The sequence below is a fragment of the Bradyrhizobium sp. HKCCYLRH3097 genome (assembly GCF_051167875.1).
Classification (GTDB): Bacteria; Pseudomonadota; Alphaproteobacteria; order Rhizobiales; family Xanthobacteraceae; genus Bradyrhizobium.
Map to the genome: position 1 here is coordinate 555,113 of NZ_JBNPTX010000001.1, position 23,271 is coordinate 578,383.

General features: G+C 66.6%; 21 protein-coding genes. 12 read left to right on the plus strand and 9 right to left on the minus strand.

The window, feature by feature from the left end; all coding sequences use genetic code 11:
- The first annotated feature begins 235 nt into the window (after positions 1-235).
- From ACQR0U_RS02525 to ACQR0U_RS02535, 3 genes are read left to right on the plus strand one after another with little or no spacing between them, the layout of a single operon-like run.
- Entirely contained in the window at positions 236-1,408 is a 1,173-nt protein-coding gene (locus ACQR0U_RS02525; RefSeq protein WP_316171118.1) for a PspA/IM30 family protein, read from the plus strand.
- Between the two features lie 22 nt (positions 1,409-1,430).
- Positions 1,431-2,081, plus strand: coding sequence for an OB-fold-containig protein (locus tag ACQR0U_RS02530; RefSeq protein ID WP_316234936.1), 651 nt, complete (start codon positions 1,431-1,433; stop codon positions 2,079-2,081).
- A gap of 36 nt (positions 2,082-2,117) precedes the next feature.
- Entirely contained in the window at positions 2,118-3,809 is a 1,692-nt protein-coding gene (locus tag ACQR0U_RS02535) for a flotillin family protein (protein WP_434842562.1), read from the plus strand.
- A gap of 263 nt (positions 3,810-4,072) precedes the next feature.
- Here the strand turns inward: ACQR0U_RS02535 and ACQR0U_RS02540 are convergent, their stop codons facing one another.
- From ACQR0U_RS02540 to ACQR0U_RS02550, 3 genes are read right to left on the minus strand one after another with little or no spacing between them, the layout of a single operon-like run.
- Complete coding sequence (locus tag ACQR0U_RS02540; RefSeq protein ID WP_315751914.1) at positions 4,073-5,629, minus strand: MDR family MFS transporter; 1,557 nt, start codon at positions 5,627-5,629, stop codon at positions 4,073-4,075.
- 4 nt (positions 5,630-5,633) lie between these two features.
- A complete protein-coding gene (locus ACQR0U_RS02545) occupies positions 5,634-6,791 on the minus strand; it encodes an HlyD family secretion protein (protein WP_315715163.1) in 1,158 nt (385 codons plus the stop codon).
- On the minus strand, positions 6,784-7,263 hold the full coding sequence (locus ACQR0U_RS02550; protein ID WP_315715164.1) for a MarR family winged helix-turn-helix transcriptional regulator: 480 nt from the start codon (positions 7,261-7,263) through the stop codon (positions 6,784-6,786). The genes ACQR0U_RS02545 and ACQR0U_RS02550 overlap by 8 nt, the downstream gene beginning before the upstream one ends.
- A gap of 173 nt (positions 7,264-7,436) precedes the next feature.
- On the opposite strand from ACQR0U_RS02550, the gene ACQR0U_RS02555 reads away from it, so the two are divergent.
- From ACQR0U_RS02555 to ACQR0U_RS02570, 4 genes are all read left to right on the plus strand, one after another.
- On the plus strand, positions 7,437-7,928 hold the full coding sequence (locus ACQR0U_RS02555) for a Fur family transcriptional regulator (protein WP_315751916.1): 492 nt from the start codon (positions 7,437-7,439) through the stop codon (positions 7,926-7,928).
- Between the two features lie 194 nt (positions 7,929-8,122).
- Entirely contained in the window at positions 8,123-9,076 is a 954-nt protein-coding gene (locus ACQR0U_RS02560) for a DMT family transporter (protein ID WP_315715166.1), read from the plus strand.
- A gap of 13 nt (positions 9,077-9,089) precedes the next feature.
- Entirely contained in the window at positions 9,090-10,391 is a 1,302-nt protein-coding gene (gene ispG, locus ACQR0U_RS02565; protein WP_434842563.1) for a flavodoxin-dependent (E)-4-hydroxy-3-methylbut-2-enyl-diphosphate synthase, read from the plus strand.
- A gap of 460 nt (positions 10,392-10,851) precedes the next feature.
- Positions 10,852-11,364, plus strand: coding sequence for a GNAT family N-acetyltransferase (locus ACQR0U_RS02570; RefSeq protein WP_315715168.1), 513 nt, complete (start codon positions 10,852-10,854; stop codon positions 11,362-11,364).
- A 1,051-nt stretch (positions 11,365-12,415) separates the two neighbouring features.
- Here ACQR0U_RS02570 and ACQR0U_RS02575 read toward each other — a convergent pair.
- Together ACQR0U_RS02575 and ACQR0U_RS02580 are read right to left on the minus strand one after the other, a co-directional pair.
- Positions 12,416-14,023, minus strand: coding sequence for a Na+/H+ antiporter (locus ACQR0U_RS02575; protein ID WP_434842564.1), 1,608 nt, complete (start codon positions 14,021-14,023; stop codon positions 12,416-12,418).
- A 30-nt stretch (positions 14,024-14,053) separates the two neighbouring features.
- Positions 14,054-14,428, minus strand: coding sequence for a nuclear transport factor 2 family protein (locus ACQR0U_RS02580; protein WP_315825547.1), 375 nt, complete (start codon positions 14,426-14,428; stop codon positions 14,054-14,056).
- Between the two features lie 219 nt (positions 14,429-14,647).
- Between ACQR0U_RS02580 and ACQR0U_RS02585 the strand changes: the two genes are divergently transcribed.
- Positions 14,648-16,546 (plus strand): caspase family protein, encoded by a 1,899-nt coding sequence (locus tag ACQR0U_RS02585; protein WP_434842565.1) that lies wholly within the window; start codon positions 14,648-14,650, stop codon positions 16,544-16,546.
- Here ACQR0U_RS02585 and ACQR0U_RS02590 read toward each other — a convergent pair whose 3' ends face one another.
- Together ACQR0U_RS02590 and ACQR0U_RS02595 are read right to left on the minus strand one after the other, a co-directional pair.
- Positions 16,547-17,239 carry a DUF1345 domain-containing protein gene (locus ACQR0U_RS02590; RefSeq protein ID WP_434842566.1) on the minus strand — a complete coding sequence of 231 codons (693 nt, stop codon included), beginning with the start codon at positions 17,237-17,239 and terminating at the stop codon, positions 16,547-16,549. It lies immediately after the preceding gene.
- 9 nt (positions 17,240-17,248) lie between these two features.
- On the minus strand, positions 17,249-18,172 hold the full coding sequence (locus ACQR0U_RS02595) for a polyprenyl synthetase family protein (protein WP_315751923.1): 924 nt from the start codon (positions 18,170-18,172) through the stop codon (positions 17,249-17,251).
- Between the two features lie 185 nt (positions 18,173-18,357).
- On the opposite strand from ACQR0U_RS02595, the gene ACQR0U_RS02600 reads away from it, so the two are divergent.
- From ACQR0U_RS02600 to ACQR0U_RS02610, 3 genes are all read left to right on the plus strand, one after another.
- Positions 18,358-19,029, plus strand: coding sequence for a transglycosylase domain-containing protein (locus ACQR0U_RS02600; RefSeq protein WP_315751924.1), 672 nt, complete (start codon positions 18,358-18,360; stop codon positions 19,027-19,029).
- A 168-nt stretch (positions 19,030-19,197) separates the two neighbouring features.
- Positions 19,198-19,380: a 50S ribosomal protein L32 gene (rpmF, locus tag ACQR0U_RS02605; protein ID WP_006610266.1), complete on the plus strand. Its 183-nt coding sequence runs from the start codon at positions 19,198-19,200 to the stop codon at positions 19,378-19,380.
- A gap of 188 nt (positions 19,381-19,568) precedes the next feature.
- Positions 19,569-20,294 carry a hypothetical protein gene (locus tag ACQR0U_RS02610; protein ID WP_315715174.1) on the plus strand — a complete coding sequence of 242 codons (726 nt, stop codon included), beginning with the start codon at positions 19,569-19,571 and terminating at the stop codon, positions 20,292-20,294.
- Between the two features lie 18 nt (positions 20,295-20,312).
- Here ACQR0U_RS02610 and ACQR0U_RS02615 read toward each other — a convergent pair whose 3' ends face one another.
- Positions 20,313-20,534, minus strand: a complete 222-nt coding sequence (locus tag ACQR0U_RS02615; protein WP_315715175.1) for a hypothetical protein — start codon at positions 20,532-20,534, stop codon at positions 20,313-20,315.
- 367 nt (positions 20,535-20,901) lie between these two features.
- Between ACQR0U_RS02615 and ACQR0U_RS02620 the strand changes: the two genes are divergently transcribed.
- The gene (locus ACQR0U_RS02620) at positions 20,902-22,569 is read left to right on the plus strand and encodes an EAL domain-containing protein (protein WP_315715423.1); all 1,668 of its coding nucleotides are present in this window, start codon (positions 20,902-20,904) and stop codon (positions 22,567-22,569) included.
- Positions 22,570-22,589: 20 nt separating this feature from the next.
- Here the strand turns inward: ACQR0U_RS02620 and phaR are convergent, their stop codons facing one another.
- The gene (phaR, locus tag ACQR0U_RS02625) at positions 22,590-23,183 is read right to left on the minus strand and encodes a polyhydroxyalkanoate synthesis repressor PhaR (RefSeq protein ID WP_315715176.1); all 594 of its coding nucleotides are present in this window, start codon (positions 23,181-23,183) and stop codon (positions 22,590-22,592) included.
- Between the last annotated feature and the right edge of the window lie 88 nt (positions 23,184-23,271).

A 23,271-nucleotide genomic window follows, 5' to 3' on the forward strand; every position in this document is an offset into this window, starting at 1 on the left:
CCGCACGCGCGCGGCGAGATCTTTGTCGCTACACGTCACTGCGGTGCATTTGCCGGCGTCGCTAGCAGCCCCCTTAACGATCACCAGAGATTGTTCGCCGGCCTTAAACCGCCGGCCAGCATCGGCGCGACATATCGGCATGGGCATGGCGTTCGACATGGTCACGGAAGGGAGCGGCGTTCTTGGATCGGGAGCTGGCTTGCTAAAGCACGGATATTGTGCTTTAACATTCCCGATGGCCGGAAGCACCTACGATCAGGCTGTTCGCTACCGTCTGCTCCTCTCCCCCGAGGCGCGGGACGCGATCGAGGCGACCTTCGCCGACTATGCCCGGATGATGGACATGCTCGACGAGATCGCTGCTGGCAAAGGCATCGGCGCCAATCTCGTCGCGCTGCACGGCCATGCCTACGACCCGATCCGCAAGGCCACGCGGCTGCCGTCGCGCCTCGTCACGCTCGGCTTGCGCGACCGTGCCGCCTATCGCGCCGCCTCGAATCCGCGGCTGCCGCTCGACGACCGTCTGGTGAATGTCAGGAATGCCGGCATGTTGTCGCTCGGCACCGCGCGCGGTCGCATCGCGATCCCGTTCGAGGTGACCGGCTACGTCGCGGGCTGGCCGCACGCGACGCCGGCGCAGCTCGTGCGAACGGACGAAGATGACTTCGAAGTCCATTTCGGCGTTACCGCAACGTCACACGCTCGTCTCAGCCCAACCGTCAGCCCACGAAAGGACCACGTCATGCTCGCCGAACACGCGCCGGCCCCCGACACGCTCCTGTCACGCGCCGGGCGCCTCATCGCCGGGATCGCGTATGGAGCGATCGAAAAGGCCGAGGACAAGAACCGGGTCGCGCTGGTCAGCCAGGCGATCCGCGAGATCGAGCAGGCCGAGCGCGAATCGCGCGAGAGCCTGTCGCATGCGCGCGCGGAGGAATATCGGCTCAATGCACGCCGCGCCGAGATCGAGCGCGAGACGACCGTGCTGGCCGAGCAGATCCGCGTCGCCATCGTCGAGCACCGCGACGACCTCGCCCGCGCCGGCATCGCCCGGCAGATGGATCTCGAAGCCCAGTTCGAGGTGCTGTCGAAGGCGATCGACGAGAATGCCGAGCGCATCGATGCGGTGCTGACGACCCTGCGTGCGATTCTGTCGAGCCTGCAGGACGCGCAGGCGCGTCTCGCCGAGCTCGAGCACAGCGAGGCGCTCGCCGACCAGCCGAAGGCCACATCGCGCAAGGGGCCGGATGCCGGCCTCGCCAAGGCCGCGCGCGCCTCCCGCGTCATCGCCCGCGCCACCGGCGTGCCGGAAGGCATCCCGCCGTCGCCCGACATCGACGAATTGTCGAAGCTGAAGCGTGACAAGGACATCGCCGAGCGGCTGGCGCGGCTGAAATCGCAGAATTGAACGGGCGGGGGCGCGTCGTCCCATGACCATCGTCGACCATTTCATGCAACCCGAGGTGCGGCCGTTCGCGATTGCCGCCGTGATGATCGTTCTGGTCGGCGGCGTCGAGATCGGCTCGATGCTGATCGGCCTGTCGATCAGCGAGCTGCTCGGCCAGACCGTCGATCTCGGTCACGACGGCCACAGCACCAGCGTGGGCCACGTGCTGTCCTGGATCAATGTCGGCGGCGTGCCGCTGATGATCTGCATCCTGCTCGCGCTCGGCATCTTCTCGATCACGGGCTTTCTGATCCAGGATGCCGCGCGGCTGGTGGCGGTGGCGCTGCCGCCAACGGCCGCGGGCGTGCTCGCCGCCGTCGTCACGGTGCCGCTGCTGCGGCGCTCGACGCGCTACGCGGCGCGGCTGGTGCCGCAGGATGAGAGCTATGCGGTCGGGCTGTCCGATCTCGTCGGCCGCACCGGCGAGGTGGCGGTCGGCCCGCTCGATGGCGGGCTGCCCGGCCGCGTCCGCGTCAAGGATGTCCACGGCAACTGGCACATGGTGACGGCCTCGGCCGCGCCGGATTCGCCGTCATTGCCGGTGGGCGCGTCGGTTCTCCTCGTCGACCGCAAGGATGGCCGCTTCATCGCGATCGCCGCAGCCGACGAACTCACGAACTCCAAGACACTTTAGCTCCAAGACACTTTCCTCAACCCGAAAGTAAATCCCATGTTTGATCTGGTTCTGCCTGCGTCGATCGGCGTTGTGCTGCTGGTTGTTCTCGGCACTGTCTTTGCCGTTCTCTACCATCGGTCCACCCGCGACGAGGCGTTCGTGCGCACCGGCCTGGGCGGCAAGAAGGTGGTGCTCGACGGCGGCGCCGTGGTGCTGCCGATCTTCCACTCCATCGCGCGCGTCAACCTCAAGACCTTGCGGCTCCGCGTCGAGCGCTCGAAGAAGGATTCGCTGATCACCAAGGACCGCATGCGCGTCGACATCGACGCCGAGTTCTACGTGCGCGTGAAGCCCGACGTGGATTCGATCGCACTGGCGGCGCAGACGCTCGGCGCCGTCACCAACAATGCCGAATTGCTGCGCGACCAGGTCGAGGCCAAGTTCGTCGACGGCCTGCGCTCGGTCGCGGCCACGATGGAGCTGTTGGACCTGCAGGAGAAGCGCTCGGATTTCGTCAAGCACGTCCAGGCCGCAGTCGAGGCCGACGTGCAGTCCAACGGCCTGGAGCTGGAATCGGTCTCGCTGACCAAGCTCGACCAGACCGACATCTCGTTCTTCAATGCCGAGAACTTCTTCGACGCCGAAGGCCTGACGCTGTTGAAGACGGTCACCGAGACGCGGCGCCGCGACCGCAACGCGATCGTGCGCGACAACGAGGTCGCGATCGCGCAGAAGGACCTCGAGGCGCGCCAGCTCACGCTCCAGATCGAGCGCACCAAGAAGGAGGCCGAGCTCAGCCAGGAGCGCGACATCGCCAACAAGACCGCGAGCACCCGCGCCGAGGTCGCAAGCGCGACGCAGACGGCGTGGCAGACCGAGGAGAATGCGCGCATCGAGGCGCAGCAGAAGATCGCGCAGCGCGAGGCGGAAGCCTTGAAGGTGCGCGAGACCGCGGCGATCGAAAGCAATCTCGCGATCAACCGCCGCAAGACCGACGCCGACCGCGAGATCCAGATCGCCACCCAGGACAACGACATCCAGATCGCGACCAAGAGCAAGGAAACCTCGGAAGCGCGCGCGGTCGCCAAGGCGGCCGAGGCGCTTGCGGTCTCCGCGGAGGAAAAGGTGACGACGGCGCGCGCCATCGAAATCGCCGACCGCGAACGTCAGACCGCGGTCATGGCAGCGCGGAAAGAGGCCGAGCAGCGCTCGACCGGCATTACCGTTGCCGCCGAGGCAGAAAAGCGCGCCGCGGTCGATCGCGGCGCGGCGGCCAAGACCCTGGCCGAAGCGGAGGCCGAGGCCAACAAGATCAAGGCCGTCGGCGTGCGCCAGATCGGCGAGGCGGAAGCCGCGGTCATCCTGATGAAGAACGAAGCCCAGAACAAGCTCGGCAGCAACGTGATCGATTTCGAGCTCGCCAAGCAGCGCATCGCGACCATGCCGGCCGCGCTCGGCGAGATGGTCAAGCCGATCGCCAATCTGAAGGACGTTCGCATCCTGCACACCGGCGGCGCGTTCGGCGGCAATGGCGGTGCCGGCGGCAATGTCGGCTTCGGCGAAGGCCTCGCCGGCGAACTGCTGCGCGTGCACGCGCTGAAGCCGTTGATAGACGAGATCCTGGTGCAGTCCGGCTTCAAGCCCGGCGACGATCCGGTGCAGGCGCTGGCCGGCGTGATCCTGCCGACGACCGAGGCCAGGCCCGCTGCCGCACCGGCGAAGATCGAGCCGCTGCAGAAGCCGTAGGCCAAGATGTGAAAAGGGAGGCCCCGGGGCTGGGGGCGGCGCTGGAGGAGCCACCGCCCCCGCCCGGCACATCACGAGTGGGGCGCTCATGAAGTGCAGTCCCTGCGCGCAACTCATACGCACAGAACCGAGTGGGGTGGGCAGAAGATAGCCCGAAACGCGCCGGATTGAAGTTACAAATCCATCACGTCGCGGTCACCTTTTTGCTATCCCGCCCCCACCGTGTCTCGACAGCGCGCGCATTTTCCGTCGCGGGGAAGCAGTCACTCCATGACGGCGTGGTCGGCCGGGGCGGACTGCGCGCGCAACGCGGTGCGCGTCGAGCCGATCATGACCGCGAGCGGGATCGAGACCAGGATGAACGTCATGACCAGCTGGTAGTCGTGCGAGAATGCCAGGATCTGCGCCTGTACGGTCACCATCGCGTCGGCCATCGCGCGCCCGGCATCGGTGGACAGGTTCAGGAGGCCGGCAACATTGGGCATCTGCAGCGCGTGATTGAACGGGTTGATGTGCTCGACCAGGATCGCGTGGTTGCGCCGTGTTCCCTCGGTGAGCTGCGCGATCGCGATCGAGATGCCGATCGAGCTTGCGACATTTCGCACCAGGGTCAGCATCGAGGTTCCATCAGTCCGCAACTCGCCTGGCAAGGTCAGGAATGCCACGGTCGAAAGCGGCACGAACACGAGGCCGAAGCCGAACCCCTGCATGATGCTGATGGTGATGATCTCGGGCACGCCGGTCTGGTCGGTCCACGCCGTCATCTGGAACAGCGACACTGCGGTCAGCGCCAGGCCGACGATGATCAGCGTGCGCGCCTCGATATAGCGCAAGAGACGCCCGACCAGCATCATCGCGACGAAGGTGCCGCAGCCGCGGGTCGCGAGCAGCACGCCGGCGGTGATGATGGGATAGCCGATGACGTTCTGCAGGAACGGCGACGACAGCGCCATGGTCGAGAACAGCACGAGGCCCATCACCGTCATGAACACGCAGCCGCCGACGAAATTGCGGTCCTTGAACAGCGCGAACTGGATGAACGGCCGCTGCGTCGTCAGCGAATGCGCCAGGAAATAATAGAAGCCGACGGCGGCGATGATGAACTCGATGATGATCTCGTTGCTCTCCAGCCAGCCCTGGTCCTCGCCGCGGTCGAGCGCGATCTGCAGCGAGCCGATGCCGATGGCGAGCGCCGCGAAACCGAACCAGTCGAAGGTCAGTTCCGCGTTCGGCTTGGTCTCCTCCATGAACGCCATCAGGCCGAGCACGGTCACGGCGCCGAACGGCAGGTTGACGAAGAACACCCAATGCCAGGAATAGGTCTCGGTCAGCCAGGCGCCGAGCGACGGCCCCATGATCGGGCCGAGCATCACGCCCATGCCCCAGATCGCCATCGCCTTGGCGCGCTCATGCAGCGCGTAGGAGTCGAGCATGACCGCCTGCGACAGCGGCACCAGCGAGGCGCCGAACACGCCCTGCAGGAGGCGGAACAGCACCATCTGGGTGATGTCCTGGGCGAGCCCGCACATCACGGAGGCGATGGTGAAGCCGGCCGAGCAGACGATGAAGGTGCGCTTGCGGCCGAAGCGGTTGGCGATCCATCCCACCGGAGCGGTCATGATCGCGGCCGCGACGATGTAGGACGTCAGCACCCAGTTGATCTGGTCCTGCGAGGCCGACAGCGTGCCCTGCATGTAGGGCAGCGCGACGTTGGCGATGGTGGTGTCGAGCGCCTGCATGATCGTCGCCGTCATGGCGCAGATCGTCACCATGTTCCGGCGGAGGCCCGGAACTGCGGATGAGGCCGCAGGCGCGGTCATGACGCTACTCGTCCTTGTCCGCCGCGTGCGCCGATCCGAACAGCCCGGCCAGCGTGCGCTCGTGGCCGGTATCGATCGACACGTTGACGCTCATGCCGGCCTTGAGCTTCGCGACGAATCTGTCGGCCTTGTCGAAATAGATCCGGACCGGCACGCGCTGCACGACCTTGACGAAATTGCCGCTCGCATTTTGCGGCGGCAGGATCGCGAACTGCGCGCCGGTGCCCGGCGACAGCGAGCCGACCGTGCCCTTGAAGCGGTGGTTGGGGAAGGCATCGACGTCGAGCTCGACCGGCTGGCCGACCGCGACATAGGTGAAGTCGCTCTCCTTCGGGTTGGCGTCGACCCAGGGATTGCTGATGTCGATCACCGAGAACACCGGCGTGCCCGCGGCCACGAAGCGGCCGAGCTGGATCTGGTCGACCTGGGTCGCGATGCCCGGCATCGGCGCGCGCAAGGTGGTGTGGTCGAGGTCGCGCTGCGCGTCGTCCAGCTTGGCCTTTGCCTGGACGTAAGGCGGGAACTGCTCCAGCGGCAGATCGGGATTGCCGAGCAGCTGCGTTTTCGCGTTCGACAGCTGCTGCTTGATGTACTGCGCCTGTGCGCCGGCGGTCACCAGCGCATTCGCGGCATTGTCGAGGTCGAGCTGCGAGCCGAAATTGCTCTTGGCGAGCGTCTGCTTGCGCTCGACGTCCTTCTGCTTCAGGTCGATGCCCTGCTGCGCGAGATCGAGCATCTGGCCGTAGATCTTGATGTTGGCGGTGAGGTTGTCGTAGCTGATGCGCGCCTGCTCCAGCGCCGCCTTGGCCTGGTCGACCGCCAGGCGATAGGGCACGGGGTCGATCTCGAACAGCTCGTCGCCCTTCTGCACCTGCTGGCCTTCCTTGACGACGACCTTGACGATCTTGCCGGAGATGTCGGGCGTGATCAGCACCTTCTGGGCGCCGACATAGGCGTCGTCGGTCGTCACGTAGCGGCCGCCATTGAGATACAGCACGAGGCCGCCGATGGCGGCGACGAGCGGCAGCACCACCAGCAGCAGCGTGCGACGGTAGCGGCGCAGCAATCCGGGGCGCGCCGGCTTCGCGTCGGCGGCCGCGGGCGGCGCCGCATCCGGGCTGGCCTTCTGGTCGGGGGCGAGTTTCAGGGCGGGCTCAGCCATAGCGCTGCTCCTTTCGCTGCTCGTCGCACAGCGACTGCAGCGCGTTTCTCACGTTTTCCTTGATGGCTTCGAGATGGGTCATCAGCCGCTCGGCATCACCGGCGCTGATGCCCTGGAGGGCGGTGTCGGTCAGATCGCCGCGCAGCACCGCGAGCTTCGCGAGCAGCGGGCGCGCGGCCTTCTTCAGATAGAGCCGGTTGACGCGACGGTCGCTGTCGTCGCCGCGCCGCTCGATCAGCCCGGCCTCGGCGAGCTTGTCGATCAGCCGTGTCAGCGTGATCGGCTGCATCTCCATCTGCTCGGCGAGCTCGGACTGCTTCATCCCCTCGTAGCGCTCGACCTTCGCCAGCACGGCCCATTGCGCGCGGGTCATGCCGAAGCGCGCCGCCTCCTTGTCGGCATAGGCGCGCACCAGGCGCTGCAGCTCGCCGAGCGTAAACAGGAAGTTCACGTCCACCGACGTGCGGGTCATGGCTGATCTCGATTCCAAGAGGGGGAACTAAGCTTTGGCTGTAATGAGCCTCGGATATGATAAGCAAGCTTATGAATATTTGATGGCCCTGCCGAGCGCACCCGCCCCGCCGCAGATGCATGGCTCGGCCGCGGCCTTTGGCGAGACCGGCCCGAGATGCTAGATTGTCGGCAATGACCCTCGCAAAGCCCACCTTCCCGGCGCCGGATCACGACCATGGCCGCTGCGCGGCCGATGCCCTGGACCATGCCGAGCGCATCTGCGCCCAGCGCGGCCAGAAGTTCACGCCGCAGCGCCGCCAGGTGTTGGAGGCGCTGCTGTCGAGCCACCGGCCGCTCGGCGCCTACGAGATCATCGAGGAACTTGCCAAGGTCGCCGCGCGGCCGGCGCCGATCACAGTCTATCGCGCGCTCGAGTTCCTGATGGCGAACGGCCTGGTGCACCGCATCGAGAGCCGCAACGCCTTCCTCGCCTGCGCCCATGACCACGAGCAGACCGCGCTGGTGGCGTTCCTGATCTGCGAGAGCTGCGGCGCCGTCGGCGAGGTACCGGCGGCTCCGATCGCGGAAAGCCTGAAGCTGGCCGCCGCGGCATCGGGCTTCACGCCGAAACTGTCGGTCGTCGAGATCACCGGGCTGTGTGCCCATTGCCAGAAGGCGGCGTGAGAACGCTCACTGCGGCCCAAGCTGTACACGTGTGAATGACCGTCGTATTCGAGTTTCTGCGCGAGACCGGTGCGCGCAGGGAGAGGCCAGCACCGCCGCTCTACGTCCGCATCATCTCCGACCGACCAAGACAAAGCTGACCACACCTTGATGGCGGTCCAGAAAACGAAACGCGCCAGGGAGCCAACGTCCTCGTGTCCGCAACGTCAACCTCATCCGCCGCGACCCGGCCGCTCGGTCTGGGCGCGATCGCCGTCATCCTCGTGCTGTGCCTGTCCTGGGCGTTCAACCAGATCGCCGTGAAGCTCGCGCTGCCTGAAATTCCGCCGCTGCTGCAGGCCACCTTCCGTTCGCTCGGTGCGCTGCCGGTGCTGCTGGTGTTCGCGCGGGTGCGCGGCGTGAAGATGTTCGAGCGCGACGGCACGCTGGGGCTCGGCCTGGTGGCAGGCCTGCTGTTCGGCTTGGAATTCGTGCTGATCTATCAGGGCCTGCTGCTGACCTCGGCGTCGCGCGCCATCGTGTTCCTGTATACCGCGCCGTTCTTCGTCGCGCTCGGCTCGTTCCGCTTCCTCGGCGAACGGATGGGGCCGGCGCAATGGGGCGGGCTGGCGCTCAGCTTCACCGGTGTGGCGCTGGCGATCGGCATTCCCCAGGCCGATGTCGACGGCCGCGTGCTGCTCGGCGATCTCCTGGTGGTCGGCGGCGGCCTGCTCTGGGGTGTGACCACGGTGTTCGTCAAAGGCACCCGGCTGCGCTTCATCGCGCCCGAGCGGGCATTGGGGTACCAGGTGGCGGTCTCCGTCCCGATCATGGCCCTGGCGGCCCTCATTGCCGGGGAGCGGTTGACCCAGGTTCCCAGCCCGTTCGTGATCGGCCTGATGGCCTACCAGTCGATCTGGGTGGTCGGGACCACGTTCACGATCTGGTTCGCCCTGATCAAGGCCTACTCGGCCAGCAAATTGTCGGCATTTACCTTCATCACCCCTTTATTCGGGGTGGTGGCGAGCTATTTCATCCTGCATGACGCCCTGACGCTGGCCTTTGGCCTGGCTGCCGTGCTTGTGATCGTTGGGCTTTTTCTCGTAAACCGCCCGAACCGCGTGGTCCTGGCCGCGACTGATCCATTGCTGAATGTCACCAAAACCTGATATCCGAGCGCCCATGAACAAGCCCGAGATCCTGACCGAGAACACCTCAGCGTCCGATGTCGCCGGACCCGCTCCCCGGCATCAGACCACCCGCGTCATGGTCGGCAACGTCGCCGTCGGCGGCGGCGCCCCGATCGTGGTGCAGTCGATGACCAACACCGACACCGCCGACGTCGACCAGACGGTGGCCCAGGTTGCAGCGCTGGCGCGCGCCGGGTCCGAGATGGTCCGCATCACGGTCGACCGCGAGGAGGCCGCCGCGGCCGTCCCGCAGATCCGCGAGCAGCTCGACAAGCGCGGCATCACCACGCCTTTGATCGGCGACTTCCACTATATCGGCCACAAGCTGCTGACCGACTATCCGGCCTGCGCCGAGGCGCTGGCGAAATACCGCATCAATCCCGGCAATGTCGGCTTCAAGGACAAGCGGGACACGCAATTCTCGACCATCATCGAGCTCGCCAACAAATACGGCAAGCCGGTCCGCATCGGCGCCAATTGGGGCTCGCTCGATCAAGAGCTGCTCAGCAAGCTGATGGACGAGAACGCGGCTTCCGCGAACCCGCGCGATGCGCGCGCGGTGATGCGCGAAGCCATGGTGCAGTCGGCATTGCTGTCGGCCGCCCGGGCCCAGGAGCTCGGCATGCCCAAGGACCGCATCATCCTGTCGGCCAAGGTCTCGGCCGTGCAGGACCTGATCGCGGTCTATCAGGACCTCGCCGCACGCTCCGACTACGCCATCCATCTCGGCCTCACCGAGGCCGGCATGGGCTCGAAGGGCATCGTCGCCTCCTCGGCGGCGCTCGGCATCCTGCTGCAGCAGGGCATCGGCGACACCATCCGCATCTCGCTGACCCCCGAGCCCGGCGGCGACCGCACCCTCGAAGTTCAGGTCGCGCAGGAGCTGTTGCAGACCATGGGCTTCCGCACCTTCGTGCCGCTGGTCGCTGCCTGCCCCGGCTGCGGCCGCACCACCTCGACCACGTTCCAGGAGCTGGCGCGCTCGATCCAGGACTTCATCCGCGAGGAGATGCCGGCCTGGAAGACGCAATATCCCGGCGTCGAGGCGCTCAACGTCGCCGTCATGGGCTGCATCGTCAACGGCCCCGGCGAATCCAAGCATGCCAATATCGGCATCTCCCTGCCGGGCACCGGCGAGGCCCCGGCCGCGCCGGTCTTCGTCGACGGCAAGAAGTTCCGCACCCTGCGCGGGCCCACCATCGCCGCCGACTTCAAGGCGCTGGTGATCGACTACATCGACCAGCGATACGGCAGCGGCGCGAAAGCGCCGGAGAACGTGACCGCGGCGGAGTAGGGCGGCACGCTGGTCCCGGCTCAGCCAGCGGCGCCTCCTGTCCGCTGGGTTGATCGCGCGGTTGCTTGCGGCGAGAAGGCCTGACCATTCGTTACTCCGTCATGCCCGGGCTTGTCCCGGGCATCCACGTCATTCCGAGGATGCCGAGCGGCGTGGATGGCCGGGACGAGCCCGGCCATGACGATGTGGCAGCAGACGGGCGCACAACTCCGATCGTCATATGCGATCGCTCAGTCGCAGGCGGGGAGCTTGAGAACGAGTCCGCAGCTAGATTTCATGTCCAATCGGCCTGCCGTGAGAGCGACAGCCGACCTGCAACCGACGGCTGCTTGTGCCGCGCGCCGCGGTCTGAAATTTTCGCGCGCGGATCGGCTGCAGCCGACGTAATCGGACGCGCCGGCGCCGCCCCACTGCCGCCCGCATGATCAGCACCTTGAGGCCTGCTGAAGAGGACGCCTCGATGACTCTCGATATCCGCGAAATGGAACTTGCCGAGACCTCGCTGGTCATCGACTACTTCTATTCGTCGAGCATCGAGCAACTCGACCTGATGGGCATCGACCCGACGCGGATGCCGACCAGGCCGGTGTGGGCCGGACTCTTCCAGACACTGTACGAGACGCCGTTGGCTGAGCGCGCGGCGCTGCTGGTGATCTGGCGGCTCGACGGCCGCGCCATCGGCTTTTCCAGCTGCGACCGCATCGTCTACGGCAACCGCGCCCACATGCACCTGCACGTCACCGAACCGGAGCTGCGCGGCCGCGGCCTCGGCACTGCATGCGTCCGCCGCAGCATCGATTTCTATTTCGAGAGGTTGCGGCTCAAGCAGCTGTTCTGCGAGCCGCACGCCTACAACACCGCCCCCAACCGTGCGCTGCAGAAGGCCGGCTTCCGTTACTTGAAGACCTACAAGACCGTGCCTGGTCCGATGAACTACCATCAGGCCGTGACGCGCTGGATGATCGAGCGGTGAGGATGTGCGTTGCGCACGTGTCATTCGCGTGCAGCACCTGACATCGATGAAATTATGCCCGGCTCTCTCCGCGCCGTCATTCCGGGGCATTCGCGCGCAAAATGGCGAAGCCATTTTGAAGCAGCGCGAATGAGCCCGGAATCCATAGCCACAAGCGGTCGTTGGTCGAAGATGGGCGCCACAGGCATCCCGCCTCCTCGTAACCGCTTGTGGCTATGGATTCCGGGCTCGCGCTCCGCGCGCTCCGGAATGACGCGTGGAGAGCGCGTGCTTCCTTCTGCGCCGCTGCAGGCGCAGCCAGCGCTGATGTGCCCGCCGCGTTACCATGTCGCACCTCCGGGCCTTGTGCCGTCGGGCAAATCAGATCGATGCTTCCGCCCGTCCCGCCTCACTCACGAGGGGCGCTTCGCGGTCGTCACGAACGTGGAGGCGGGATGCGGTGGACGCGACGTGGCGCAGTGAGCTTCAGTGCTTGCGGACGAACGTCATGGCGCGGACGGTCAAGTCGCATGGTCCTGACATCCCGATGCTGATGCCAAGCTGGCGGTGATGATCCGCTGGTGACGGGGGCAAACAAGCCCGGTCCCCGGGGAGAATGCGAAGCAGCCGTTAAAACCATCGCGCAGGGAAGGCCGGGTCTTGTCCGGCTGAACCTGTGGTACCTGCCGCCTGCATTCTTTTCGCAGGCGGGCCACGGGCCTCAGTCGGGGCCCGGCCTTCCCTGCGCCCTCCGACGAGAGAGGGCGAAACCGATCAACGCTCGGACGCGAAAAGCGGGCGCGAGGATGAGGCGCCATGTTCGACAACCTCCGCTGTCGTCCCGGGCAAGCGGGCCAACGCGCATGCGTTGGTGCGGCGCCGACCTGGGATCCACACTCCCGGAAGCTGGTTTGCGGCACGCTGGCCCTGCGAGATGTGCCACCCACGAAGCGCGGTGATTATGGATCCCGGCGTTCGCCGGGATGACAGTGGTGGTTTGGGAAACCGCTCGGGAAATAACGGCATGTGCCGCACCATCGCGTCCGACAACTGCGTGACCAACGCTCAGCTCCTACAACGGCAGCTCGCCATACGACCGGTTGGCGAGGCTCGCTTCCTCCAGATCGAGATCGCGCTCGATGCGGCGGCGGGTCTCGTCGGTGATCTTGCCGTCGCGCAGCATCACGTGGATGAATTTGCGTTCTGCCGTGATCAGCTCGCGGGTCAGCTCGATGCCGAGCGCGGATGCGTCGTTGTTCTCGGGCTTCAGACCTTCCGGGAGCTGGTTGGTCCGGACCTCGTGGCGCGCCCGCAGCAGCCGCACCACCTCGTCCGACAGCTTGCGATCGCTGGTCATCGTCTCCAGCGACCGCAAGGCGCCGTCGAGCGCCTCGCGCCGGGCCGCGATCTCCTGCTCATGCTCGCGCTGATGCTCGGCGCGACCCTGGTTGCCGACCCCGAGCCACTGCACGACGGCCGGCAGGGTCAGGCCGAGGCCGATGAGGGTGAAGAAGATCACGCCGAAGGCGATGAACAGGATCTGGTCGCGATAGGGAAACGCATCGCCGGTCGACAGCGTCAGCGGAAGCGCCAGCGCGGTGGCGAGCGAGACCGTGCCGCGCACGCCGGTGAAGCCGATGATGAAGGTCTGCCGCCACGGTGGCAGCGGATCGCGCGCGCGCAGCGAACTGCTCAGGAGGCGCGGCAGGATGGTCGCCGGGAAGGTCCAGGCGAAGCGCGCGATCACGACGATGGCGAGCACCAGCGCGGTCGCGATCATGATGTCGTCGAGCGGAAAGACCTTCGACTTCTCGTAGATCAGCCGCATCTGGAAGCCGGTCAGCAGGAACAGCATGCCCTCGATGAGGTAGATCATCAGGTCCCAGAAGAAGATGCCCTGCAGGCGGGTCGCCGAGGAGATCCACAGCGGTCCGTTCCAGCTCATGTAGAGGCCGCAGGCCACCGTCGCGATCACGCCGGAGCCGCCGACATGCTCGGGGATCCAGAACGCCAGATACGGCGTCAGCACCGACAGGGTGATCTCGACCTGCGGGTCGCGGGCATAGTGACGGGCGCGCAGCATCAGCCAGCCGACGCCGATGCCGAACGCGATCTCGCCGACCACGATCAGGCCGAACTCGCCGGCCGCGACCGGAAAGGAGAAGGCGCCGGTGGTGATGGCGGCCACCGCGAAGCGATAGAGGATCAGCGCGGTCGCGTCATTGGCGAGGCCCTCGCCTTCGAGAATGACCATGACCCGGCGCGGCAGGTGCAGCCGGCGGGCGATGGCGAGCGGCGCCACCACGTCTGGCGGCGCAACGATGGCGCCGAGCAGGAAGCCGAGGCTCCAGGGCAGGCCGAGAAGATAGTGGGTCGCGGTGGCCACCATGGAGGCGGTGAAGATCACGCAGCCGACCGCGAGCAGCACGATCGGCCGCAGATTGCGCTTGAACTCGCGCCAGCTCATCGCGACGCTCGACGAGTAGATCAGCGGTGGCAGCACCACCAGCAGCACGAGCTCGGGCGGCAGCGCGAACGCCGGCATCGTCGGCACGAAGGCGAGCGCGATGCCGGCGAGCATCAGGAGGATCGCCGGCGCCAGGTTGGCCCGCCGTGCAAGAAGTGCGGTTCCCGCCAACACGGCCAGCAGGATCAGGAATATCTGAAAGTGAGCTTCCATGGCTGGGGGCTTGGCGTCGTCGCGCCGGCGTCAATCCCGGAGGTCGTAGCGGTAGGACTTCGACACGATCTGCCAGCCGTCCTTCAGTTTCATCGCCACGAGATAATCGGTGAAAAAGCGCGGCGGCAGCTGGCAGCGCACCTTGATGAAGGCCGTCTTGTCGTCCGAACGATCGATGGTGACGATGAAGTCCTCGCGCGGCTTGCCCTCAGCCTTGGCCGATGGGCGCTTGCGCACCCAGGCCAGCCAGTCCGGCACGGTCAGGATCTTGAGCTCGCCATTCTCGACCCAGCGCAGGTCAGCGGTGGGGTGGAACACGGCACCGAGCTTGTCGGCGTCGCCCTCGTAGAGCGCATCGAAATAGCCCTGAACGACGGCCTCGACGGTGGAACGGTCTGTGCTCACGGCCAACTCCCTGGGAACCTGGACAAACAAGGATCGCATTTTCGATGCAAAACGGCGCTTGGCAAGGCATGAACTGGCGTCATTGCGCCAGCGACAGACTATAATGGCCGAGGCCAGGTCGATCGGGAATAAATCTGCGTGATCCCGGTCACAAGCCCAATGGGCTGCACTCTGATAGGCAGGTCCCAGCAGGTCTCCCAGCGGTAGGGGGTAGGTACGATGTCTTGGTCACTTCGATTGGGCGGTTACATCCTGGCGGCAGCGCTGCTGCTGGTCGGCCACCCCGCGCTCGCCGACAAGCGGGTGGCGCTCGTCATCGGCAATTCCGCCTATCAGAACGTGCCGCAACTGACGAACCCCGCCAATGACGGCGCGGTGATGACGGCGACCTTCAAGAGCGCGGGCTTCGATGTCGTCGATTACCGGCGCGATCTGACCGCGCGGGAGACCAGGCGGGCCTTGCGCGATTTCGCCGACGCCGCCCGCGATGCCGATATTGCGGTGGTCTACTACGCCGGCCACGGCATGGAGGTCGAAGGGGCGAACTATCTGATCCCGATCGACGCCCGGCTCGAGCGTGACACCGACGTCTATGACGAGACGCTGTCGCTCGACCGTATTCTGGTCGCCGTCGAGCCGGCGAAGAAGCTGCGCCTGGTCATTCTCGACGCCTGCCGCGACAACCCGTTCACGCGCAACATGCAGCGGACGGTGGCGACCCGCAGCCTCGGCCGCGGCCTCGCCAAGGTCGAGCCGACCAGCCCGAATACGCTGATCGCCTATTCCGCCAAGGCCGGCTCGACCGCGCAGGACGGCGACGGCAAGAACTCGCCGTTCACCCTGGCGCTGTCGCGGCACATCGCGACCCCCGGCCTCGACGTCCGCAAGGCGTTCGGCTTCGTCCGCGACGAGGTGCTGAAAGCGACCGCCAACCGCCAGGAGCCGTTCGTGTACGGCTCGCTCGGCGGCGAGGACGTGCCGTTGGTTCCCGGCGTGCCGCGCGTCGTGACACAGATGCCGGTGACGCCGCCGCCGAGCCCGCAGGCCGACATCCGGCGCGATTACGAGCTCGCGATGCAGGTCGGCAACAAGGGCGCGCTGAACGCCTTCCTGGCGCAATATCCCGACGGATTCTACGCCAGCCTTGCCAAGTTGCAGCTCGACAAGCTCGCCGCCGAGGAGAATCGCGCCGCCGCTTCCGAAAAGGCCCGCGCCACCGAGGCCGAGCGGGCGCGGCTCGCCGCCGAGGGCGCGCGCAAGGAGACGCTCGCCAAGGCGGAGGCCGAGGCCAGGGCGGCGGAGCAGGCTCGGATTGTCGCTGAGAAGGCTAATCAGGTGGCGCAGCAGCAGGCGGCCGAAGCCGAGAAGAAGCGCGGTGAGCAGCAGCTCGCTGCGGTCGACAATCCGCGCGCGGCGACCTCGCCCGGCGCGCCCACGCCCGCAGCACCGCAGCAGGGCCAGGTGGCCTCGCTCACCCCGGCCGCGCAGCCCGCCGATCTCGCCAAGTCGGTGCAGCTCGAGCTGCGCCGCGTCGGCTGCCTCACCGAGGATGCCGATGGCGATTGGGGCTCGGCCTCGCGCCGCTCGCTGTCGCAGTTCAACCGCTATGCCGGCACCAAGCTCGATACCCAGGCCGCCTCGGCCGATGCGCTCCAGGCGATCAAGCTCAAGCAGGCGCGCGTCTGCCCGCTGGTCTGCCAGCATGGCACCAAGCCGGACGGCGACCGCTGCACTCGCATCGTTTGCGCCGAGGGTTCGTTCGTCAACGACGACAATGAATGCGAGAAGCGGCGCGACAGGAAGCCGGTCGCCAAGCGCGATGGCAGCGACGAAGATGTGCCGTCGCGCCGCCGCGCCCGTGCGGCGCCGGAGGCCGGCCTGCCGATGCCGGCTCCCGGTGCGGGCGTCGGGGTTGGGATCGGAGGTGGTGGCGGTCTCGGCGTCGGGACGGCCCCGGGCTACACCAGGCCGCAGACGCAAGCCGCCCGGCCGCCGAAGTCGGGCGGGCAGATCTATTGCGACGCCTATCTGTGCCGCGCCGTCAGGCCCGGCTGCCGGCTGGAATATCGCGGCGGCGGCGGCCCCGCCAATAATGCCAGCGTCGAGGTGTGCAACTGATCAGGACGAGATTACGCTGGCGGCGATGTTGACCATCAGGGCGACCAGCGCGGTGTTGTAGACGAACGAGATGATGCCGTGCACGGTCGCGGTGCGGCGGATGATCTTGTCGGTGATGCCGACGTCGGAGACCTGGGCGGTCATGCCGATGATGAAGGAGAAATAGACGAAGTCCCAGTAGTCGGCGTGCTCGTCCGTGTCGCCGCTCGGGAATTGCAGGCCCCCAGGCTTGGCGCCGCGGTAGTAGTCATGGGCGTAGTGCAGGGCGAAGGTCGCATGCACCGCGGCCCAGGACAGCGAGACGGTGAGCAGCGCCAGCGTCAGCGCCGGAGCGTCGCGCTTGGAAGCGCCGAGCTCGAGCACGATCGCGGCGATGCTGGCGAAGGCGCCGAGCGCCGTGACCAGCAGGATCACGAAACGGCCGTCGTCCTGCATGATCGCCTTGCGGCGGATGTGATGATGCTCGCTGCGCAGCATCATCGCCGCGACCAGTACGAGGTAGAGCGCGGTGAAGATGTCCCAGCTGATCAGGAGTCGCGTGATCAGGCGGAGCGCCGGCGGCAGCAGGAAGAACGCAACGATCGCGAGGCCCAGCGATATGAAGGTGCGCGGCCGCGCATAGATGACGCGCAGCGCAGCCGGCAGCCGCGTGAAGCGAGCGAGGTCCGGATCGTCGGGATGGACTCCGCCCAATGCCTCGCCTCAGCTCTTGCGTTCGGCGACGAAGTGCGCGGCGGCCCGCAGCACGTCGCCCTTGGCGCCGAAGACCGATAGCGCGGCATCGCCGCGGGCGAGCAGATCGCGGACGCGCTGCCTGGCGCCCTCGACGCCGAGCTGGGTGACGAAGGTGGTCTTGCCGAGCTCGGCGTCGGCACCGGCCGGCTTGCCGAGGGTGGCGGCATCGCCCTCGACGTCGAGCAGGTCGTCGGCGATCTGGAAGGCTTCGCCGAGCGCGCGACCGTAGTCGTCGAGCGCCTGGTACTCGGCCGCCGAGGCCTGGCCGAGCAGGGCGCCGGCGATGCAGCCGAAGCGGAGCAGGGCGCCGGTCTTCATCTGCTGGACGCGGGCGACGTCAACCGGGCCACTGTCGCCGAACCGGCCCTCGCCGGCGAGGTCGAGGATCTGGCCGCCGGCCATGCCGCCGACACCGGCGCAGCGGGCCAGCGCCCGGGTCAAAGCGAGGCGGACGCCGGCATCGGGATGGATCTCGTCGCGGGTGATGATGTCGAAGGCGATGGTCAGCAGCGCGTCGCCGGCCAGGATCGCGGTGGCGTCGTCATAGACCTTGTGCAGGGTCGGACGCCCGCGCCGCAGGTCGGAATTGTCCATCGCCGGCAGATCGTCGTGGATGAGCGAGTAGCAGTGGATGCATTCGAGCGCCGCGCCGGTCAGCAGCGCGCCCTTGCGCGGGACGCCGAACACGGCGGCGCTCTCGACCACCAGGAACGGGCGCAGCCGCTTGCCGCCGTTCAGGCTCGAATAGCGCATCGACTCGATCAGCCGCTTCGGCCTGATGATCTCGTCCGCCAGCGGCGCATCGCCGAGGAGCTCGCCGAGCAGGGCTTCGGTCTCTTCCGCGGTCTTGTCCAGGCGTTGGGTGAAGTCGGTGAGGGCCGTCGCAGTCATTTAACAAGAGCTCCAGGGGCAAAATTCGCCGGACAATCGTTGATGGCGGCGACTTCGTCAATTGCCGGAGCGGTGGCGGCTTTCGGCCGCGACGGCGGAAAAAAGCAGGAAACCACATCGAGATGTCGGATAATCCCGGCCAATTGTCCGCCCCCGCGGTGGTCCCAACCGAGCGGCGCCTGCCCTTGCGTACCGTCAGAACCATCCTCGTGATCGCCGTGCTGGTGCTGCTCGTGCCCTATGCGCTGACGCCGTTCTATGCCGTGGGTCACCCCGTCTCGACCCTGATGCTGTGGCGGTCGGTGACGGGGCAGCCGGTGACGCGGCACTGGATCGACCTTTCGGCGATGTCGCCGTATTTGCCCCGCTCGGTGGTGGCCGCGGAGGATGCCAAATTCTGCAGCCATCACGGCATCGACTGGGGCGCGCTGCGCGAGGTCATGGACGATGCCGAGGACGGCGAGGTCTCGCGGGGCGGCTCGACCATCACCCAGCAGGTCGCCAAGAACCTGTTCCTGTGGCAGGGCCGCAGCTATGTTCGCAAGGCGCTGGAACTGCCGCTGGCGCTGTGGATCGACCTCGTCCTCGGCAAGCGGCGCATCCTCGAAATCTACCTCAACATCGCCGAGCTCGGTCCCAGCGGCCAATTCGGGGTGGAGGCGGGCGCCAATTACGCGTTCAACCGCTCGGCAGCTGGCTTAGGGCCGCGCGAGGCGGCGCTGATGGCCTCGATCCTGCCGAACCCCGTCCGGCGCAGCGCCCGGGCCCCGGGGCCGGGTGTGCGGCGGCTGTCGGCGACCTACATGGTGCGGGCCCAGGCCTCCAGCCTGCAGGCCTGCTGGGGGGAGCGGCGGTGAGGTCCGAGCGGGCGCAATTTTGGCCAAAAATGCCTCGGAGAGCCCTAGCCATGCCGCACCCCTTCCTCTATAAGCGCGGCCTTGATCGGCATCCGGGCTCGCCAGCTTCATGGCTGCAGCCGTCCTTTGCGGACGATGCCTTGCAAAAATACCCTAGAGGATACCGATATGGCCGTCCCCAGAAGAAAAACTTCGCCGTCGCGCCGCGGCATGCGCCGCTCGGCTGACGCCATCAAGAAGCCGACCTATGTCGAGGACAAGGATTCCGGCGAGCTGCGTCGTCCGCACCACCTGGACCTGAAGACCGGCATGTACAAGGGCCGCCAGGTCCTGAAGAAGAAAGACGCCTGATTGTCCGCGCGGGCCGCTTTCCAAGCTGCCCGAATTCGGCCATCGATGGGGTTGAAAGCGGTCCCGTGCGACGTGATTCGCCGGGACCGTTGCGTATCTGTGCCGCGTGATCCCGTCTCGCTGTCATCATCTTCGCACCGATTGATTTTGCGCCGGGCCGCCGCCCGCGCCATCCAAGGCTTCAACCGATGTCCATGGTCGGTTTCCCGCTGCTGCTGATCCCGCTGGCGATCTACAACATGATCGTCTTCCTGATGCCGGGGGTCGCGTTCAGCGAGACGCTGCTGCGCCTTCAGCTTCCGTCCGGCGAGGTCTGGACGATCTCGCTCGGCGACATGCTGCTGGCCCTGGGCGTGCTGCTGCTGCTGCTCGAAATCATCAAGGCGGCGAAGCCAAACGGGAAATATCTGACCGATCATCTGCTGTCCCTGCTGGTCTTCGGCGGCGCCGCGGCGGAATTCGCGATGTGGCAGAAGTTCGGGAATTCGACTTTCCTGCTGCTGACCCTGCTGGCGATGGTCGATTTCTTCGGCGGAGTCTCGCTGCGCACCAAGCGCGCCGCCCGCTCAGTCGTCGCAGCTCCCGCTTCCATGCCCGCGCCGGCCGAAGCGACCGTGCCTGATCCGGAACCTCAGCCGATCGAGGAGCCGGCCAGAGAATCGGTCAAAGAACCGGCCAAGGCGGAGGTTGAGCAGGCGGAGGTTCAGAAGGCGGATGCTGCCGCGCCCGTCGTTGAAGAGCCGATCGATGCCGTGCCGGCTGCTGCTTCGGTCGCCGAGTCCGTGCTGCTCGACCGCTCGGTCCCCCGGCCGGCTCCCGCTCCGACGACCGGCTGGGTCGCGGAGGCAAAGGAGACCGAGACCGCCTCTCCGGGCGCTCCAGAGCCGCCCAAACCCGACGCGCCGAAGCCCTGAGGCGCAGGAGCGCGCCGCTCAGATCATTTCTCGGGTCCGGCCGCCGGCACGCGTGACCGGCTGAAGCCTCGCCGCATAGGCACTGTGGACGTCGGCAACCGCCGCGCGCCTGAGCGTGCGGGTTTGCGGCAGCTGCTCGGCGGTCGCGATCAGATGGGTCACGAAGCCGGCGTCGGGGCGTGCTGCGCGAACGATCCGCGCGCGAAGGTCATGGCTCGCATCGCTCGGCAGCAGCGTCACGGAGCGGGAGGTCTCCTCCGACCCATCCAGGCGATCGCCGTCCTGATCAATCGTTAACATTGTCCAACCACCGCCGGCGCGATTGTCACGTTCTGGGACGCCGGAGCCTTTCGCTCCTCGATCTCGCAAGAGCAATGCCGTTCCAAGCGCTCTGGAGCGCTGCATGTTCCAAACATGGTTGACGCGTCTCCGACACGCGCTCGTCGCCTCGGCATGCTCTCCGTTAACCAGAGATGCGTAGTCTGATTCGCGAACTCGGCCGCCGCCGCTCGCGCGGATGCGCGCTGGCCGTTCCCAAATCAGCGCCGGTCCTGCCGGCCTGTGCCGAAACGAGGCGACCTTGACATCCGAATTGCCACAGACCGCGATGATCCTGGCGTCCCTGGGCCAAGCTGCCTTTGTCTGGGATCTGGCGAGCGACGTGATCGTCTGGAGCGATCACGTCGGGGCGGTGTTTGCCGACGTTCCGCTGCCGCAACTCTGCAACGGCGCCGAATTCAGCAAGCTCATCGAGCCGGACCGCAGCATCCGCTCCGAGATCCTGCACCAGGCGGCGCCGCTGCATGGCGCCGCCGGCACGCCGTACCGGATCGAATATGGCGTGCGCACCCACGCCGGTGCGCCATTGATCTGGGTCGAGGAGACCGGCTGCTGGTTCGCCGGCCCCGATGGGCGGCCCTTGCGTGCCCAGGGCATTGTGCGGATCAACAACGAGCGCCACGCCCGCGAGGAGCAGCTGCTCAAGCTGTCACGGCACGATCCGCTGACCGGCGAGCTGAACCGAACGCATCTGCTGGCGACGCTTGCCGAGGTGATCGAGGAGTCGCAGCGGTTCCGCTTCTCCTGCGCCTTCATGCTGGTCGGCATCGATCATCTCGCGCGCATCAACGACGCCTTCGGCTTCGACGTCGCCGACGGCGTCGTGCTGGAGATCGCCCAGCGCATCCGGGGCCGGCTCCGCGGTGGCGACACGCTCGGGCGGTTCTCGGGCAACAAGTTCGGGCTGATCCTGAAGAACTGCACGATGGACGACATGACCACCGCGGCCGAGCGCTTTCTCGCGACCGTGCGCGACGAGGTGGTGCCGACCAAGTCAGGTCCGGTCGCCGTCACCGCGACGATCGGCGCCGTGAGCGTTCCCCGTCACGCGCGCTCGGTCGAGGAAGCGGTCAACCGCGCCCATGAGACGCTCGACGCCGCCAAGCGCCGCCGCATCGGATCGTTCTCGACCTGGCGGCCGAACGTGGAGCGCGACGCACAGCGCAAGGTCAACATCCGCGTCACCGACGAGATCGTGACCGCGCTCAATGAGCGGCGCATCGTCACAGCGTTCGAGCCCGTGGTGAATGCCAACACGCTTGCGCCCGCCTTCTATGAATGCCTGGTGCGGATGCGCCAGGATGACGGCCGGGCCTTGCTGGCGCCGGACGTCGTCCCAGTCGCCGAACGGCTCGGTTTGATCCGTCTGGTCGATCACCGCATTCTGGAGCTGGTGGTGGCGGAGCTCGCGAGCACGCCCGACGTCACCCTGAGCCTCAACATCTCGCCTGAGACCACCATGGATCCGGACTGGTGGGCCTCGATCGAGTCCATGATGCGCGCCCATCCTGGGGTCGCCGAACGGCTGATCGTCGAGATCACCGAGACGGTCGAGATCCAGGACGTCGACGATCTCCGCGGCTTCGTGACGCGGCTGAAAGATCTCGGCAGCCGAATCGCCATCGATGATTTCGGCGCCGGGCACACCTCATTCCGCAATCTGCGCAAGCTCGGCGTCGACATCGTCAAGATCGACGGCGCCTTCGTGCAGAACCTCGTGCGCTCGGCTGACGACCGCGCCTTTGTGCAGACGCTGGTCGAGCTGGCGCGACGGCTGCAGATCAAGACGGTCGCGGAATGGGTGCAGGACGAGGCGTCGGTCGCGCTGCTGCGCGACTGGGGCTGCGATTACATTCAGGGCCGGGTGATTGGCCTCGCCTCGGTCGATCGGCCGTGGATCGGTAACGGCAGGGTGGAGCTGCCGGCGGCGGGTTGATCAGCCGCCGGCCTTCGGCGTCAGCCTTGCTGCTCGTCCTTCTTCGGCTCCGACATGCGATCGAGCCGGTCCTGCATTTCCTTCATCTGACGGCGCAGCTCGTCGATGTTGTCGTCGGCGGCCGGGGCCGGCTCGGCGGCCTTCTCGTCGGCGCGCACCGGCGGCGTGAACGGCTTGAACATCGAGAACGTCTGCTGGAACAGTTCCATGTTGCGGCGCACCTGCTCCTCGAGCGGCGCGAACGGCGTCCCGCTGAAGGTGTCGGCGATCTGCTTGCGGAATTTCTCCTGCTCCCGGGTCAGGGTATCGATCGACTGCTCAAGGTACTTTGGCACCACCATCTGCATGCTGTCGCCGTAGAAGCGGATCAGCTGGCGCAGGAACGTGGTCGGCAGCAGGTTCTGACCGGCCTTGTTCTCCTGCTCGAAGATGATCTGCGCGAGGACCGACCGCGTGATGTCGTCGCCGGTCTTGGCGTCGTAGACCAGGAAATCCTCCCCGTTCTTAACCATCGAGGCAAGATCTTCGAGGGTCACGTAGGTACTCGTCCCGGTATTGTAGAGCCGCCGGTTCGCGTATTTCTTGATTGTGGTGGGTTGGTCAGATTTCGCCATGAGCTCACACATGCAAACCGAGAACAGGGAACCCGGCGGCGTCGCCGCAGGGCGAAGAGCTACGCAATGCAATAACGTAATCACTTTC

Coding starts and splice junctions, on each gene's coding strand:
- ACQR0U_RS02540 (WP_315751914.1), bottom strand. CDS start 5,629: ATGACCGCGCCTGCGGCCTCATCCGCAGTTCCGGGCCTCCGCCGGAAC.
- ACQR0U_RS02585 (WP_434842565.1), top strand. CDS start 14,648: ATGTCTTGGTCACTTCGATTGGGCGGTTACATCCTGGCGGCAGCGCTG.
- ACQR0U_RS02535 (WP_434842562.1), top strand. CDS start 2,118: ATGTTTGATCTGGTTCTGCCTGCGTCGATCGGCGTTGTGCTGCTGGTT.
- phaR (WP_315715176.1), bottom strand. CDS start 23,183: ATGGCGAAATCTGACCAACCCACCACAATCAAGAAATACGCGAACCGG.
- ispG (WP_434842563.1), top strand. CDS start 9,090: ATGAACAAGCCCGAGATCCTGACCGAGAACACCTCAGCGTCCGATGTC.
- ACQR0U_RS02595 (WP_315751923.1), bottom strand. CDS start 18,172: ATGACTGCGACGGCCCTCACCGACTTCACCCAACGCCTGGACAAGACC.
- ACQR0U_RS02545 (WP_315715163.1), bottom strand. CDS start 6,791: ATGGCTGAGCCCGCCCTGAAACTCGCCCCCGACCAGAAGGCCAGCCCG.
- ACQR0U_RS02550 (WP_315715164.1), bottom strand. CDS start 7,263: ATGACCCGCACGTCGGTGGACGTGAACTTCCTGTTTACGCTCGGCGAG.
- ACQR0U_RS02555 (WP_315751916.1), top strand. CDS start 7,437: ATGACCCTCGCAAAGCCCACCTTCCCGGCGCCGGATCACGACCATGGC.
- rpmF (WP_006610266.1), top strand. CDS start 19,198: ATGGCCGTCCCCAGAAGAAAAACTTCGCCGTCGCGCCGCGGCATGCGC.
- ACQR0U_RS02525 (WP_316171118.1), top strand. CDS start 236: ATGGCCGGAAGCACCTACGATCAGGCTGTTCGCTACCGTCTGCTCCTC.
- ACQR0U_RS02620 (WP_315715423.1), top strand. CDS start 20,902: ATGATCCTGGCGTCCCTGGGCCAAGCTGCCTTTGTCTGGGATCTGGCG.
- ACQR0U_RS02610 (WP_315715174.1), top strand. CDS start 19,569: ATGTCCATGGTCGGTTTCCCGCTGCTGCTGATCCCGCTGGCGATCTAC.
- ACQR0U_RS02570 (WP_315715168.1), top strand. CDS start 10,852: ATGACTCTCGATATCCGCGAAATGGAACTTGCCGAGACCTCGCTGGTC.
- ACQR0U_RS02530 (WP_316234936.1), top strand. CDS start 1,431: ATGACCATCGTCGACCATTTCATGCAACCCGAGGTGCGGCCGTTCGCG.
- ACQR0U_RS02575 (WP_434842564.1), bottom strand. CDS start 14,023: ATGGAAGCTCACTTTCAGATATTCCTGATCCTGCTGGCCGTGTTGGCG.